The organism is Paenibacillus sp. TY11 (assembly GCF_059772165.1).
Map to the genome: position 1 here is coordinate 180170 of NZ_JCBAIQ010000008.1, position 16283 is coordinate 196452.

Sequence of the window (16283 nt, forward strand, 5' to 3'; positions counted from 1 at the left end):
ATGAGTTGGTTAACACTTGGTGAATTAATCCATACAACGCTCGTTTTTGCGACGGCGATTATCTTTGCGTCTCTTGGCGGAGTTTTTTCGGAAAAATCCGGTGTAACGAACCTTGGGTTGGAAGGACTTATGGTATTTGGGGCCTTTGCGGCGGGTGTCGGCGGATTTTATGCCGAGCAAGCGGGACTAGGAGGCACCTCTGCGGCCTGGGTAGGTGTACTGTCGGCTGCGGTGTTCGGTATTCTGGTTTCGTTGATTCATGCTGTAGCCTCTATTACGTTTAAAGCCGATCAGGTAATAAGCGGGATAGTCATTAACTTTCTGGCAGCAGGTAGTACACTGTACATGGTCAAGCTTTTATTTGAGGGTGATGGTGACACCGGTCGGATTCAGGGTTTTAACGAAATATCCATCCCTTATCTTGTGGATATCCCGATTGCAGGAAAAGCCTTTTTCCAAGCTTATCCAACGACATACCTATCCATTCTATTAGTTATTATTGGCTATTTTACTTTGTATAAAACTCCATTTGGCTTGCGTTTGCGTTCGGTTGGGGAGCATCCGGGTGCAGCTGATACAGTGGGGATCAAAGTAAATCGCCTTCGTTATATCGGTGTTATGATCAGTGGTGCGTTGGCTGGGATTGGTGGAGCTACAATCACCCTGACTACAACCAATATGTTCTCGCACAATACCGTTTCGGGGCAGGGATATATTGCTATTGCCGCTATGATTTTTGGCAAATGGAATCCGCTCGGCGCTTTTGGCGCAGCAGTGTTTTTCGGTTTTTCACAAGCAATTCGCAACTATGTACAGCTGTTCGCATGGTCGCAAAGTATTCCCCAGGAAATTATTTTTATGTTGCCGTATCTCCTGACGATTATTGTACTGGTAGCGGCTGTCGGACGTTCACGCGCTCCGGCCGCTTTGGGTCAACTTTATGATCCAAGCAAGCGTTAATAACTCATAGTCAGCTTGATGCTGTATGTTATGAATTATGTACATTGGTGTATATGAAAATCTGGTATCTGCATGTGCAGGTACCAGATTTTTTTACGTTGTGCAGGCATTTAAACATACGCTTCTGGCATGAATGGAATAGACTGTGCTATGCAGATTGGACGGACGCTCGGCCCCTGTCAGCTCCAGTCTATTTTGTGGTGGTGGTGAGCTATCAAGGAGCCGTTCAATCTGTCCATCCGTTGAGAAAGAAGGAGGAAATACGATGAAACAGGCAGTAACCAGAAAGCAGGTGGAGAAGCTTGTCGGCAAAGTCATCTTCGCTACTCGCAAGGATGGTTCCCAGATCAGCGGCAAGCTGATTCGCATTTCGGGTAACCGACTGGTTCTTCAACCAAACCGCAAGAAAAAAGTAAACACGAAGGCAATTATTCCTCTGGTGCTGTTTGACTTGCTTGCCATCGGCACAGCTCCTTACGTTGGTGGCTACGGTGGGGGATATGGAGGCGGATATGGTGGTTACGGTCCAGGTTATGGAGGACCAGGATATGGCCCGTATACAGACGGGGGATACCCCGGAGTAGGCTATCCGTATTACCCCAATTTATTTTAGTTCTACAAAATCACGAACCCGAAAAAGATACTTTTCACAGAGACTTTTCGAGTTCGTGACATCGGCTCAGAGCTACGTATCGCAGCATGTGATATTGATGACGCAGATAAAAATGGATCCCCCGGATATTGTCTTCGTCCACCATGACTTTAGCCCGCTTGCAGCGCCGCAGTCGGCCGTAATGCTCGGCATGTTCCAGCAGTTTTTTTCCGTATCGCTTACCTTGATGAGCCGAAGAGATTGCGATCAAATCAATGTATAATAGTTCTCCATGCAGCATAACATGAATGAAGCCAACAACCTGTGCATTATCCGGCCTGCAAGCTACAAAAGTGATGCCCCGGTTTAAGCGCCGGGGTAATTCTTTGCGTATTTGATCCATTTCATGGGCACTTAAATGCGATAGGGGGACAAGCTCTTGCTCGATTAGACGAAAGATCATGGTGTCATCTTGAGCGCTGCGTTTGCGAATCATAAACGGGCCTCCTTTTCTACCCTTTTAACAAGATAAGACATGGCTTTGGAGGAGTGCACAGTCTCACCGTGTGGTCTTTTTTATAATATGCGGGTACCTCTTACAAGCGTGCGACTCTGAGGTGCTTCAGAAGAAAAACACAAATTTTTATGAAATCTGGGTATTGACTATCCCAGATGGGAGACATATAATGTGTCTAAACATTTGAAAGAATGACATGAACTCAACGGCAATGAAGAGGACGAAGTGATTAGGGCTCTTTTGTTCAGAGAGTGAAGCATTAGCTGCAAGCTTCACCAAAATCCCTTTTTAACGAGCTCACCTTGGAGCTGTTTTCCTGAAAAGTATTTGGGCCCGATGGTATTAACGGTGCGCTGAATCACCTATTAGGGAAAATCGTACGGTCTACGTTACAGACGCCAGATATGGAGATCCTTTGTGATTTCTGTACCTGCCAAGGTTCGATATTGCGAAATATCGGGCAAACACGGGTGGTACCACGGAAGCTATAGCCTTTCGTCCCTCAGTAACAGCAAGTCTGTTCTAGGGATGAAAGGTTTTTTTGTTTTTACAAATGTCAGATGTATGTAAATTTTGTGAAGGAGGATGACCAATGAGTGCACAAATTCCTGAAGTTAGGTCAACCGATGAATTACGTGAAAAGTGGATGAAACCTGAAGTGATTACAGGTTCGGAAATTTTACTCCGTAGCCTTTTGCTGGAGGGAGTAGATTGCGTCTTCGGATATCCTGGTGGTGCAGTGCTTTATATCTATGATGCCATGTATGGTTTTAAGGATTTCAAGCATGTCCTCACTCGTCACGAGCAAGGAGCTATTCATGCGGCAGATGGTTATGCACGGGCGAGCGGTAAAGTGGGTGTATGTATCGCGACTTCCGGACCTGGAGCGACAAACCTGGTAACTGGCATTGCGACAGCTTTTATGGATTCGGTGCCGTTGGTGGTCATCACAGGTAACGTTATATCTTCCCTGATCGGTACGGATGCTTTCCAGGAAGCCGATATTACGGGAATTACAATGCCAATTACGAAGCACAGCTACCTGGTAAGAGATGTAGAGGATCTGCCACGTATCATCCATGAGGCATTTCATATTGCCAACACAGGCCGCAAGGGACCTGTACTCATTGATATTCCGAAGGATATTTCCGCAGCCCAAACGTTGTTTGTTCCACAAACGGAACCTGTGACCATGCGGGGTTATAACCCGAAAGTGCTGCCTAACAAAATTCAACTAGACAAGCTAACTCAAGCAATTACCGAAGCAGAACGTCCATTCATTCTGGCAGGTGGCGGAGTTGTATACTCCGGTGGACATGAAGCACTTTACGAGTTTGTTCGTAAAACGGAAATTCCCATTACGACAACATTGCTCGGATTGGGAGGTTTCCCAAGTGGGCATGAACTGTGGACGGGGATGCCGGGGATGCATGGAACGTACACTTCCAATCAGGCGATTCAACAGTCAGATCTGTTGATCTGTATCGGTGCCCGCTTTGATGATCGGGTGACAGGCAAGTTGGATGGGTTTGCTCCTCAAGCCAAAATCGTCCACATTGATATCGACCCTGCTGAAATTGGAAAAAACGTTGCAGCGGATATTCCAATCGTAGGCGACGTGAAGGCAGTACTGGAATTGCTGAATCAGGATGTGAAACGCGCGGATCGGGCAGATGCATGGAGAGCGCAAATTCAGCAATGGAAGGACAAGAAACCTTATTCTTATAAGGATTCTGAAACGGTGCTTAAGCCACAATGGGTTGTCGAGTTGTTGGATAAAACGACTAAGGGCGGCGCAATCGTAACGACGGATGTAGGACAGCATCAAATGTGGGCAGCACAGTATTACAAATTCAATCAGCCACGCTCATGGGTGACATCTGGTGGACTGGGTACGATGGGATTTGGTTTTCCTTCTGCAATTGGCGCTCAGATGGCCAATCCGGACAGATTGGTGATCTCGATTAACGGGGACGGCGGTATGCAGATGTGTTCGCAGGAATTAGCCATCTGTGCAATCAATAACATTCCGGTCAAAATCGTAATCATCAACAACCAGGTACTTGGAATGGTTCGCCAATGGCAGGAATTGATCTATGACAATCGGTATAGTCACATTGACCTGGCTGGAAGTCCGGATTTTGTGAAACTGGCCGAAGCATATGGTGTAAAAGGACTACGTGCTACGAATAAGGAAGAGGCACGTCGGGCTTGGCAGGAGGCGCTTGATACTCCCGGACCGGTCGTTGTCGAGTTTGTAGTCAGCAAGGAAGAGAATGTATATCCGATGGTGACACAAGGTTCGACAATTGATCAAATGCTGATGGGGGACGAGTAAAATGACGACTAAAAATACCATTGCTGTACTGGTAAATGATCATCCCGGCGTTTTGCAACGTGTTTCCGGCCTGTTTGGTCGCCGTGGCTTTAACATTGAGAGCATAACCGTGGGTCAATCGGAAGAAGCCGGATTATCCCGTATGGTCATTGTGACTGTAGGAGATGAGAACAACCTGGAGCAGATTGAAAAGCAGCTTTACAAGCTGGTTGATGTGATCAAGGTCATCGATCTCAGTTCCAAGCCGATGGTTGCTCGGGAATTGGCGATGATAAAGGTAAAGGCAGAACCGCCTCAGCGGCCAGAGATTATGGGCGTGGTAGAAACGTTCAGAGCAGCTGTAATTGATGTTGGAACGACGAGCTTGATCGTTCAGGTCATTGGCGATACGGAAAAAATAGATGCCATGATCGAGTTATTGAAGCCTTACGGAATTCGTGAGCTGACCCGAACCGGGGTTACAGCTATGATACGTGGCAATGCTTAATATGGAGCTTTAACGAATTACCGCTTATAGCGCATTACATCAATAAAGAACCGCCCGCATAAGAGCGGGGGCTCGAAGAGATTTTTAGATACCCATCACGAAGCAAAGTCTCTTGGAGTACCCGCTCATTATGAAGGGTCCAATTAAAAGGAGGAAATTAACCATGGCAGTTACAACGTACTACGAAAAAGATGCAGAACTCAGCGTATTGAAAGGAAAGACAGTGGCCGTTATCGGTTACGGTAGCCAAGGACATGCTCAAGCACAAAACTTGCGTGACAGTGGTGTGAATGTTGTTATTGGTTTGCGTGAAGGCAAATCAGCTGATGTCGCAAGAAACGACGGTTTTGAAGTTCTGAACGTAGCTGATGCAACAAGCCGTGCAGATGTGGTTCAAATTTTGTTGCCGGATGAAACACAAGCTTCTGTGTACAAAAATGAAATTGAACCTAACCTGAAAAAAGGCGCAGCTCTTTTGTTCTCCCATGGTTTCAACGTTCATTTTGGACAAATCGTAGCTCCTAAAGATAGCGATGTATTGCTGGTTGCTCCAAAATCCCCAGGACATATGGTACGTCGTACCTATGTAGAAGGATTTGGTGTACCGGGTTTGATCGCAATTGAGCAGGACGCAACGGGTCAAGCCAAAGAAATCGGTCTTGCTTACGCAAAAGGCATTGGCTGTACACGTGCGGGCGTAATTGAAACCTCCTTCCGTGAAGAAACGGAGACGGATCTGTTCGGTGAGCAGGCGGTATTGTGTGGCGGCGTGAGCGCACTCGTAAAAGCAGGTTTTGAAACATTGACTGAAGCAGGATATGCTCCTGAGATGGCATACTTCGAATGCTTGCATGAGCTTAAGCTGATCGTTGACCTGATGTATGAAGGTGGATTGGCAACGATGCGTGATTCCATCAGTAATACAGCGGAATATGGCGATTATGTAACTGGACCACGTGTGGTAACGGAAGATACGAAGAAAGCCATGAAGGAAGTATTGACTGACATTCAGCAAGGTAAATTTGCTCGTGACTTTATTCTTGAAAATCAATCTGGACGTGCATTCCTGACGGCGACTCGTCGTAATGAAGCTAACCATCCGATTGAAGTGGTGGGCGGACAACTGCGTGAAATGATGCATTGGATCAAAAAGTAAGAACCTTTTGTACAATGAGCTCGACAACATGAATTATTTATAAACATAAATTACAATGCGGCTCTGCTTATGCGTGAGCCGTATTGTAATTTAAGGGTCCTAATCCTGAGGGAGGTGCGTTACGTTGCGCAAAATATATATATTTGACACAACGTTGAGAGACGGAGAGCAGTCACCTGGCGTGAACTTGAATACTCGTGAGAAAGTGGAGATCGCTTATCAGTTGGAAAAGCTGGGAATCGATCGTATGGAAGCTGGTTTCCCGGCTGCTTCTCCGGGTGATCTGGCGGCTGTTAATGCAGTAGCAAAAGCTGTCAAAAATTCGACGGTTATTGGCCTTTCGCGTGCAAGGGAACAAGATATTAATGCGGTTCGTGAGGCACTCAAGGGAGCTCAGGACCCGTGTATCCATATCTTTTTGGCAACCTCTCCAATTCACCGTCAGCATAAGCTGCGGATGGAGAAGGCACAGGTATTGGAAACCGCTCGTGCAGCCATTCGCTATGGATTAAAATATTTGCCCAAAGTAGAGTTTTCTTTGGAGGATGCAGGTCGTACTGAGCTTGATTTTGTGGTTGAAATGGTCACCATGGCTGTACAGGAAGGGGCTTCTGTCGTCAATATTCCAGATACGGTGGGTTACTTGACACCTTACGAATATGGGAATATCTTCAAACATATCAAGGAAAATGTGGTTGATGTGGAGAAGGTTCAATTGAGTGCACATTGCCACAATGACCTGGGAATGGCCACCGCTAATACACTCGCTGCCATTCTGAACGGGGCGGATCAGATCGAAGGAACCATTAACGGTATCGGTGAACGCGCTGGAAACACGGCCATTGAGGAAATCGCAATGGCACTGGAGACGAGACAGGAATTTTTCCAGGCCAAAACGTCTCTGCAATTGTCTGAAATTGCACGCACGAGCCGTTTGGTTAGCCGTTTGACGGGGATGGTGGTGCCGGGCAACAAGGCGATCGTTGGAGCCAATGCTTTTGCCCATGAATCAGGTATTCACCAAGACGGCATGCTGAAGGAGAAAACGACCTATGAAATCATGACACCGGAAAGTATCGGTCTGAAAGAAAGCAAGCTGGTACTGGGCAAGCATTCAGGTCGTCATGCTTTCCGTGAGCGTTTGATCGAGTTGGGCTACGAATTGAATGAAGAAGATCTGAACCGCGCTTTTGGTCAGTTCAAGGATTTGGCTGATAAGAAGAAGGAAGTATCGGACGATGATATTCTGGCGTTGCTGGAAGAAAAATTGGCCGATGCACCTGAAGTCTTCAAGCTGGAAACGATTTTCGTAACCTATGGGAACAAGGCTACGCCTTCCGCTCAAGTACGTCTGGTTAACGACGAAGGTCAGGTTATCGAGACAGAAGCTGAAGGGAATGGTTCAGTCGATGCGATCTACAATGCGATTGACCAAGCCAGCAGCGAGAGTGTTGTACTTTCAGATTACTCCATCAAATCAGTTACCCATGGTAAGGATGCTCTGGGTGAAGTGCATGTGGTGTTGACTCAAAACGGACTGTCAGTACAGGGACGCGGGGTAAGCACCGATATTCTGGAAGCAAGTGCTCGGGCTTACGTGGATGCGCTTAATGGTTTAATCGACAAGCGTAAAAATTACAGCAATCGTGTAGATTATAAGTCCTAATTTTTTTGGAGACGTAAGAGTTTGACATGTACAGGATCGGGTGTTTCCGGTCCTGTTTTGTTTTCTCTGATGAAAAATCCAGCTTATAGGCTAAGCCTATTAATTGATAGATTCTACATCTTGGTCAAAGCCCTGCCATGTATGTTACAAAGAAGGTATGAAAAATACACCTGTATGGGTGTATAACAAGAGGAGTGTACGTGATGGCAGACGTTAAAAAGATTGCGGTAATAGCGGGAGATGGAATCGGACCGGAAGTGGTCGCTGAGGCAGAGAAAATTTTGAAACGTACGGAAGAAGTGTTCGGCCTTTCATTTGAAACGGAGCATGCGCTGTTCGGCGGGATCGCCATTGATAAAAAGGGTACACCATTGCCGGAAGAAACACTGGCTGTATGTCAATCTGCAGATGCCGTACTGCTGGGGGCGGTAGGAGGACCTCAATGGGATAACAATCCTAAGGAACTTCGTCCCGAAACCGGATTGCTGGGTATTCGCAAAGAGCTCGGTCTGTTTTCGAATCTCCGTCCTGCTGTCGTCTTCGACTGTCTCAAGGACGCGTCTACGTTGAAACCAGAAGTATTGGAAGGAACGGACCTGATCGTCGTGCGCGAACTGACGGGCGGCATTTATTTCGGTGAGAAGTTCAGACGAGAAAGTCCTCAGGGTGAGGAAGCGGTCGATACTTGCGCATATAATGTAACGGAAGTAGAGCGTATTGTTCGCCAATCTTTCGAAATTGCACAAAAACGTCGCAAAAAGCTTGCATCGGTGGACAAGGCTAATGTACTGGAAACTTCCCGTTTATGGCGTGAAGTAGTTAACCGGGTCGCTGTAGATTATCCGGATGTCGAGCTGGAGCATGTATTGGTGGATAACTGCGCCATGCAATTGCTGCGTCGTCCATCCAGCTTTGACGTCATCGTGACGGAAAATATGTTTGGTGACATTCTTAGTGATGAAGCGGCTATGCTGACCGGGTCCATCGGTATGCTCTCCTCTGCATCACTTGGAGAAGGCAGCTTCGGTCTATACGAGCCGGTACACGGTTCGGCGCCTGACATTGCAGGTCAAGGACTGGCGAATCCCATTGCAACGATTTTGTCCGTTGCTTTGATGTTTCGTCTCACCTTCGGGTACGAGAGGGCAGCTGATGCCATTGAGAAAGCAGTAGCTGAGGTACTGGATGCAGGACACCGTACGGCAGATATTGCGGTGGATAAATCTCAAGCGATCTCGACAACTCAAATGGGAGAACTGATCGCAGCAGCTATTCGTTAAAAACTCCGTAAATGTATCCGTTCTGAAAAAAAGCTTCCTATTATATAGTAAGGTTATACAGTACAGCCTTTTCGGCAAATGTTTAGCACAGTAGCTCCTGAGCAATCAGGAGCTACTTGTATATTCAAAAGTTCAAAATGTGAATAAATCGTGAATTTTTGACCTAGTTTAAAATAATTATAAAAAAGTAATGGTTACAATATTGACTTTGATTTCAGTGAATGATAACATTTATCAAGTAGGTTGTTTATTACAATACAGATGATTGAGGAAAACACAGTTGGTGTTTTTCTTACATATTTTAAAGGAGGATTTCATATTATGGCAGAAAGATTGGTAGGAAGACCCGCACCTGATTTTGCATTGGAAACAGTGACTGGAGACGGTCAAGAATTTGGTTCGGTGAAGCTTTCCGATTACCGTGGCAAGTGGCTCGTATTTTTCTTCTATCCGCTGGATTTCACTTTTGTGTGTCCAACTGAAATTACAGCATTGAGCGATGCTGCTGACCAATTCAAAGAGCTGGATACTGAAATTCTGGGTATCAGTGTAGACTCCGTACACAGTCACAAAGCATGGATCAACACAGCTAAAGAAAACAACGGTCTGGGCAAACTGAACTTCCCATTGGCTTCTGACATCACGAAAAAAACAGCAAGCGATTATGGCGTGCTGATCGAAGAAGAAGGCGTTGCATTACGCGGCTTGTTCATCATTGATCCAGAAGGCGAATTGAAATATCAAGTGGTTAACCACAACGACGTAGGTCGCAGTGTGGAAGAAACATTGCGTGTACTGCAAGCTTTGCAATCCGGTGGCTTGTGCCCAATGAACTGGAAACCAGGCGATAAAAATCTGTAATATAAGCTTTTCGAGTTGAACTTAAACAAGCAAGCCCCCAACAAGCGGTGATTCTGCCGTTATTGGGGGCTTGCTTGCCTGTGCTATGCAGCAGAAGATGTTAGGGTAGCCTGCTTGAATAATGTAATACAGAGTAAAGTAACAAATAATTATGGAAATGTTGTTGTGTTCTGGAGGAATTTTGCCTTACGAAAGCGAATAAGGTAGTGTAGAAGATAAACAAGGCAGAACAGGTTTTGTTCAGAGGAGGCTGAGCCCGGATGAGTTATTGCTGTGGAGCAAGCATGGTAGGAACTAAGGGAACGCTGAAGCATTACCGCACCCAAGTTCATAATGTTCCTTTGCTGTTTTGCCCGGTATGTCGTCGCATTGAAGTTCATTATAAAGTCGAAAATGAGTATGAAATTTTGGCTGAATATGCACATGGAGATGGGGCAACCGAGATTGATTTTCAGGATTATGTCATGGAAGACGATGATACGATATTTGAAAACTGTGTAAATCGTGAGAGTGAAGATGCGTTTGAAATTGTGAAGCGCCAAATTGATATGTCCCTGGATTTATTGATGGTAGCCAAACAGATGAACGATGAAAAATGGCAGGGAGAGCTTAAGAGAAGACTGGCCGTTATGAGCCAAAGACGATCCCGGCTTCAACATAATAAGAGCGGCAGTTGACATCCTACACACCAAAGAAGCTCTCAATTCTGGAGAGCTTCTTTGGTGTGTAGGGCGCTTATTCCTAACTTATTCTTTCGTTTTGGTATGTTGCGCAGATATTATGACGAAAGAAAACAGGATAAAAATGTGGATTCGACACTTTTTCCGATTGACTGGGGTCCTTAATCTTGTCTATCATAAAATAAGACTCGAATTGGAAAGAGATGGTCGGAGTTCTGTGAAACTGTTTTCTGTACCATTGAAGGGTAGTCGATAGATGCCTTTCTCTTCTTCAAGAATGTTACGCGTCCGATACGGCCAGTTTATCATTCCGAAACAAGGGGGAAGCCTGGCATGATCAGTGAATTCCAAGAAGCCTTGTTTGATACCGTGGGAGCTTGCCCTTCCACACAGATCGCCAATAACAAGTATGAAAATGTGCTGGAGAACCTGGATAGTGGTATCATGCTGTTTGACAGTGACGGGGTACTGACCTTTATTAACGTGCAAATGGCGAAATTGCTGGAGCTACCACGTAGTTCGCTGGCGGGTCGCAACCTGATGCAAATTTTGCATCATCCTGAGTTAAGTCGGTTTAAGAAGAAGAAAATCATGCGGATTTATAAAGAAACTATCTTTCATAGAAAGCGCTATCATGAGTTGATTGATGAGTATGGTCGGCATTGGTTGATAACAGTGACCTACGGTGATCAGATGGATGGCGATTTTTTGTTTAGCGTCAAGGATGTGTCGGATTATAAGCAGATTGAGCAGACGGCGTATCAAAACGACAAGCTGGCGATGCTGGGACGCATCTCGGCCTCTATAGCGCATGAAATCCGTAACCCGCTTACCGCAATCCGGGGCTTTATTCAATTGCTTCGGCCGCATTTGGTGGAGTTGGGCAGGGATGAGTATGCCCGCATTATTTTAACAGAAATTGATCGTGCGAACGACATTATTTACGAGTTTTTAAATTCGTCCAAGCCTTCGGCTCCGCAAAAAACGGCTGTATCTGTGATGGGACTGCTGAAAGAGGTAGTGATGCTGACAGAAAGCGAAGCGTTGATGAAGGGCTGCCAGATTGCACTGGATGAAAATGATGAGCTCATGAAGGTTTCCATTGACGTGAAGCAGATTAAGCAGGTTATCCTCAATATGATTAAAAATGCGATGGATGCCATTGAAAGCATCAGCGGGGAACGAGAGGGATGCATTGATATCCATACAGTGCTTGAGGGCTCTTATGTCCACATTTGCATTGAAGATAACGGATTAGGTATGGACCACAATACATTGGCGCGTTTATTTGATCCTTTTTTTACAACAAAAGAAAGTGGAACCGGCTTAGGATTGGCTGTGAGCTATCGAATTATCAAAAATCATGGAGGCTTCATACATGTAGACAGTAAGCATGGAAGTGGTACACAATTTAAAATCACACTTCCTGTAGTTTAATATTGTGAGGTTTTCGCAGAGGGGTCCTGTACATACTATTTCTTTTGTGTTGTACAGCGTTGAGGTATAGGTATCACCTACTTGAAAAAGGTCGTCCGGAGCGCATAATCTGAAAAGATGATGCGCTTTTTTAGTGCTGTAAGCTCGTTTGTTTGCGTAAATGCGAAAATAAATTCATGGATTTAAGACAAAAAAATGATTCACCTTTCACAGATTAAATGCTATTATATACCAGAATACAACATTATTTTTGATACTATAGACTTAAACAACGGCTTCCAAAGCTGTCAAACGTCTTAGATGATCGGAATCTCCGATATGCAGGGGGCTGAAGAGGCTGAATGAGTATACGGCTGGAAGTAAAAAAAACGATAGGTATCGGTATTGCTGCGATAGTTTTGTTTGTTTTGGTTCAGTTATTTCACGTAACTTTGAATAAGATATACTCCCATAATGTTTTTTTCTTGTTATATCCGATTGTAGGGTTTGCTTGTGCTGCGATTTGTTTTTCTATTTTTTATCAATCCTGGTCGGTTTTGCTGGATTCGTTATCCTGGCAGAGACTGCTTATTGCCCCGACGTTTCTGGTGGTTGGTCTGCTTTACCTTGTTCATATCGTTTCGTTTAGCTTCGTAAGCCTGACGGACTTTGCCTTGTCTCCGGGCATTTCGTTGTGGTTGCTGTTTGTGAATCGTGCCTTTACCTCTGTTATGCTCTTAATCATTTGTTTCCTCCCGTTTGGTAAGACGAAGTCTGGATACAAGACAGTCGCTTTGTGGGCTGGTATAGGCTGCACTTTGCTGATTCTAGGAATTATTAGGGCATATGGTGCAGGCTTACCGGATCTACGTATACGATACGAAATAGGCAACCTGGGGTGGATGTTGAATCTGGCTGTCATGTTACTGTTTGTGCTCATTTTTATTTTCGGGGTGCGAAAATATCGGAAATCCTGCCCGGCAGAGCTGGGCATGTTGCTTATTATTCGTGGGATTGGGCTGTGTGTTGTGAGTCAGTTGTTCTATTTATCTTCTGAGCAAATGAGTGATATCAATCATCTAATGGGACTTTTGACCAATGCGATTGCGTTTTATAATATGTTGAGCGGCTTAGTCCGGCTGATGGTTCTGGTTCCTTATCGTGAAAAGCAGGTGGCGGAATCTGAATTTAATCACATTGCTTATAATGATGATATAACAGGACTCCCAAATCGTCGCCGCCTTTCCCAACGCTTGGATAAAATATTGCGCAATTCATTGAAATCTGATGAGACAGTAGCGCTTTTAGTGCTAAATATTGATCGTTTCAAAGCGATTAATGATTCGCTTGGACATATGGCAGGGAATTATTTGCTGTATGCGGTAGGGGAACGCTTAGGGCATTTTTGCCATGAAGGGGAAGATGTCTTTAGCATGGGCGGAGATGAATTTGCCTTTCTTCTAACGGGGTACGAAGATATAGAGGCCATGAGAAATCGTATTGATGATATGGTGAAGCTGTTCGATCAGCCTTTCGATATTAATGGAGAGTCTTATCACGTGATGGTGAGCGTAGGTATAGCTCTGTACCCGTTGGATGCGAATCAGAGCGAGCAGCTCATTCAACAAGCAGATACTGCTGTTCATAGTGCCAAGGAGCAAGGAGTAAATTTTCAGCGGTATGCCAGTACGATGCAGATGCGGGCGCATGAAAGACTCCAGCTGGAAAATGATCTGCGGCGTGCGCTCGAGAATGAAGAATTTTCATTGGTGTATCAACCACGTGTTCACCTGCAAAGTGGCGATTTGACGAGTTTGGAGGCACTGGTGCGCTGGAATCATCCTCATCGTGGGATGGTGATGCCGGGAGATTTTATTCCGGTGGCCGAAGAAAGCGGTCTGATCGTGCCCTTAGGGGAGTGGGTGCTTCGGGAGGCGTGTCTGCAAAACAAGCATTGGCAGCAGGCTGGGTACCTACCAATCCCGATATCGGTCAATTTATCCATGCGCCAATTTCAGCAAAAAAAGCTGGTGGATGTCATTCGGGGCATTTTGGCCTATACGGAATTGGAACCACGCTATCTGGAGCTGGAGATTACCGAGAGTATGACCTTTGATAAGGATCGGGCCTTTGAACAGTTGAAAAAAATAAAGGCTATTGGTGTCGCAATCAGTATTGATGATTTTGGAACAGGCTATAGTTCATTGCATTATTTGAAGAATCTCCCCATTGATCGTCTTAAAATTGACCGCTCCTTTGTAAATGAGGTACTGGTTGACAGCAAAAATGCGGCAATTGTATCTACCATTGCCTCCATGGCTCACCATTTGAAGCTGAAGGTTACGGCTGAAGGGGTGGAAAACGAGGAGCAGCTTCATTTTTTGCAGGCGCAGGATTGTCATGAGGGTCAGGGGTATTATTTTAGCCGCCCCATTCCGGCAGAAGTCTTTGAAAAATTGTTTTTACGTAAACCCATGAATTGGCTGGCTCAGGATAGTGTGTAGTATGCTTGCATTTTGCAGGGAGGTAAGTTATACTAGATAACATCCTGATTCAGCTGGTTGACGGTAGTTTAAGCGTGTCATATATAGGAATCAGATGTTATAAAATGCGGGTGTAGTTCAATGGTAGAACTTCAGCCTTCCAAGCTGATAGCGTGGGTTCGATTCCCATCACCCGCTTACTGCTTTAAGATGTTCGGAACCCTTGTGACGCAAGGGTTTTTGTTTTGTTTAGAATTAGATAAATACATTTTAGTCGGGGTGCCAACGGGGTATCACGGCTTTTTTGCGTTCTTACGAACTATTTTTACACTGTTACACAAAATAAAATATCAAATATTTCGCTTAGATGCTATAAATAAACAGATAAAAAGAACTATTTACCATTTACTAAAAAATAAGTATAGTATCATTATTGGAATTTTATATAAAAAAAGGATGGTTTAGCTGCAATGAGGAAAATTTCTTTTCTTTTTTTAGCATTAACTTTTATGCTGTTTACTTTTCCGGCAAGCTCTACGTTCGCCGCGACTGATTTTCCAAATACGTCGACGAATGGAATGACTGGTTTTGCCGGACAGGCTAAAAACGAAAACGGAGCTTCTAAGCCTGCCACAACAGGGGGGAAAAACGGTCAGGTTATCTATATCAATAATCTAAACGAATTGAAAAACCAGCTAGGGGATTCAACTCCTAAAATTTTGGTCATCGAAAAAAATATTTCGGCCTCTTCTAAAACTGTCGTTAATATTGGCTCTAATAAATCGCTGATTGGCTCTTACGCGCAAAACAAGCTAGTCAATATTCATTTGAAAACAACGGCTAATTCGGGAAATGTGATCTTTCAAAATTTAACTTTTGAGCACAGTGCCAACATTAACGGTAACGATGACATCCAACTTTATCTTACTGCGGGCACAAATTATTGGATTGATCATGTTACTTTTGCAGGTCACAATTATGATGCGAATGGCTCGGATCTGGACAAACTTTTGTACATAGGGCAATCGGCTGATTATGTAACCATTAGTAACTCCAAATTTGCTAATCATAAATATGGCCTGATTCTGGGATACCCTGATGATGGCAACAAAAATTATGATGGCATGCCCCATATCACGATCGCTAATAATTATTTTGAAAACTTACTTGTACGTGGCCCAGGACTTATGAGATATGGATATTTCCATGTTAAAAATAATTATATTAATAATTTTCAGTTGGCTTACACGATAGCAACGAATGCAAGAATCTATTCCGAGAATAATTACTTTGGAAAAGGTAGTGAAAAGGGTGGTATTCTTGATGATAAAGCCAATGGTGAATTTAAAGATGTAGGTAGTTTTCCCGCCATCAACAACCAAAAATCGCGTGTGACCAACTGGAATCCAAGCAAGAACTATAGCTATCAGGTTCAAACTCCAGAATATACCAAAGAGTTTGTAACGAAATATGCAGGTTCGTCCAATACAACTCTGGTATTTGGAAAATAACGCGGGTTATTTGCAAATGTGTTGTGATCTGCTATACTGACTGCAAGCAAGTATCCCATGAAAAGGAAGGTAACCACACGTCCGATGAAGTAAGCACACTGATTTTCCCACTCAACTGCACAGTTACTGGCAGGCGGCTGTAAGCTGCAACGGGAGAAGTGTGTCTGAAAATGAAGGTAGGGACGTATGCGTTTATTCCGGAACGGGATTTGGTTTTTTTCGTTCGCGGTGTTTATTTTTCATAAGCGTATGTTCTGAAACGACTCATAACAGTCATTCTATATTCCTTGTATGCAAGCCGCAGCCTTCTGCGGCTTTTTTTATTGCTTCCGGGAT

13 protein-coding genes and 1 tRNA gene are annotated in these 16283 nt (G+C 44.6%); 13 read left to right on the plus strand and 1 reads right to left on the minus strand.

The genetic code is table 11. The features are described from left to right. Positions 1-960: an ABC transporter permease gene (locus AC6EJC_RS11295; RefSeq protein ID WP_444954047.1), complete on the plus strand. Its 960-nt coding sequence runs from the start codon at positions 1-3 to the stop codon at positions 958-960. Positions 961-1225: 265 nt separating this feature from the next. Next, positions 1226-1573 carry a hypothetical protein gene (locus AC6EJC_RS11300; RefSeq protein WP_444954048.1) on the plus strand — a complete coding sequence of 116 codons (348 nt, stop codon included), beginning with the start codon at positions 1226-1228 and terminating at the stop codon, positions 1571-1573. 34 nt (positions 1574-1607) lie between these two features. Here the strand turns inward: AC6EJC_RS11300 and AC6EJC_RS11305 are convergent, their stop codons facing one another. Further along, positions 1608-2048 carry a GNAT family N-acetyltransferase gene (locus AC6EJC_RS11305; protein WP_444954049.1) on the minus strand — a complete coding sequence of 147 codons (441 nt, stop codon included), beginning with the start codon at positions 2046-2048 and terminating at the stop codon, positions 1608-1610. Between the two features lie 613 nt (positions 2049-2661). Between AC6EJC_RS11305 and ilvB the strand changes: the two genes are divergently transcribed. The 11 genes from ilvB to AC6EJC_RS11360 all read left to right on the plus strand — a co-directional run bounded on the left by ilvB (position 2662) and on the right by AC6EJC_RS11360 (position 15947). Beyond that, positions 2662-4407, plus strand: a complete 1746-nt coding sequence (gene ilvB / locus AC6EJC_RS11310) for a biosynthetic-type acetolactate synthase large subunit (RefSeq protein WP_444954050.1) — start codon at positions 2662-2664, stop codon at positions 4405-4407. Position 4408: 1 nt separating this feature from the next. Continuing rightward, positions 4409-4894 carry an acetolactate synthase small subunit gene (gene ilvN, locus AC6EJC_RS11315; protein ID WP_016820552.1) on the plus strand — a complete coding sequence of 162 codons (486 nt, stop codon included), beginning with the start codon at positions 4409-4411 and terminating at the stop codon, positions 4892-4894. Positions 4895-5057: 163 nt separating this feature from the next. Continuing rightward, positions 5058-6050: a ketol-acid reductoisomerase gene (gene ilvC / locus AC6EJC_RS11320; protein WP_007429526.1), complete on the plus strand. Its 993-nt coding sequence runs from the start codon at positions 5058-5060 to the stop codon at positions 6048-6050. Positions 6051-6174: 124 nt separating this feature from the next. After that, positions 6175-7716: a 2-isopropylmalate synthase gene (locus AC6EJC_RS11325; protein ID WP_444954051.1), complete on the plus strand. Its 1542-nt coding sequence runs from the start codon at positions 6175-6177 to the stop codon at positions 7714-7716. A gap of 203 nt (positions 7717-7919) precedes the next feature. Continuing rightward, the gene (gene leuB, locus AC6EJC_RS11330; protein ID WP_444954052.1) at positions 7920-8996 is read left to right on the plus strand and encodes a 3-isopropylmalate dehydrogenase; all 1077 of its coding nucleotides are present in this window, start codon (positions 7920-7922) and stop codon (positions 8994-8996) included. A 321-nt stretch (positions 8997-9317) separates the two neighbouring features. Beyond that, complete coding sequence (locus AC6EJC_RS11335) at positions 9318-9857, plus strand: peroxiredoxin (RefSeq protein WP_013309390.1); 540 nt, start codon at positions 9318-9320, stop codon at positions 9855-9857. A gap of 260 nt (positions 9858-10117) precedes the next feature. After that, a complete protein-coding gene (locus AC6EJC_RS11340) occupies positions 10118-10534 on the plus strand; it encodes a hypothetical protein (RefSeq protein WP_444954053.1) in 417 nt (138 codons plus the stop codon). A 336-nt stretch (positions 10535-10870) separates the two neighbouring features. Beyond that, entirely contained in the window at positions 10871-11974 is a 1104-nt protein-coding gene (locus AC6EJC_RS11345) for an ATP-binding protein (protein ID WP_444954054.1), read from the plus strand. A 341-nt stretch (positions 11975-12315) separates the two neighbouring features. After that, on the plus strand, positions 12316-14457 hold the full coding sequence (locus tag AC6EJC_RS11350) for a bifunctional diguanylate cyclase/phosphodiesterase (RefSeq protein WP_444954055.1): 2142 nt from the start codon (positions 12316-12318) through the stop codon (positions 14455-14457). A gap of 106 nt (positions 14458-14563) precedes the next feature. Beyond that, a tRNA-Gly gene (locus AC6EJC_RS11355) sits at positions 14564-14634 on the plus strand. A gap of 311 nt (positions 14635-14945) precedes the next feature. Beyond that, on the plus strand, positions 14946-15947 hold the full coding sequence (locus AC6EJC_RS11360; RefSeq protein WP_444954103.1) for a pectate lyase family protein: 1002 nt from the start codon (positions 14946-14948) through the stop codon (positions 15945-15947). The last annotated feature ends 336 nt before the right edge of the window (positions 15948-16283 follow it).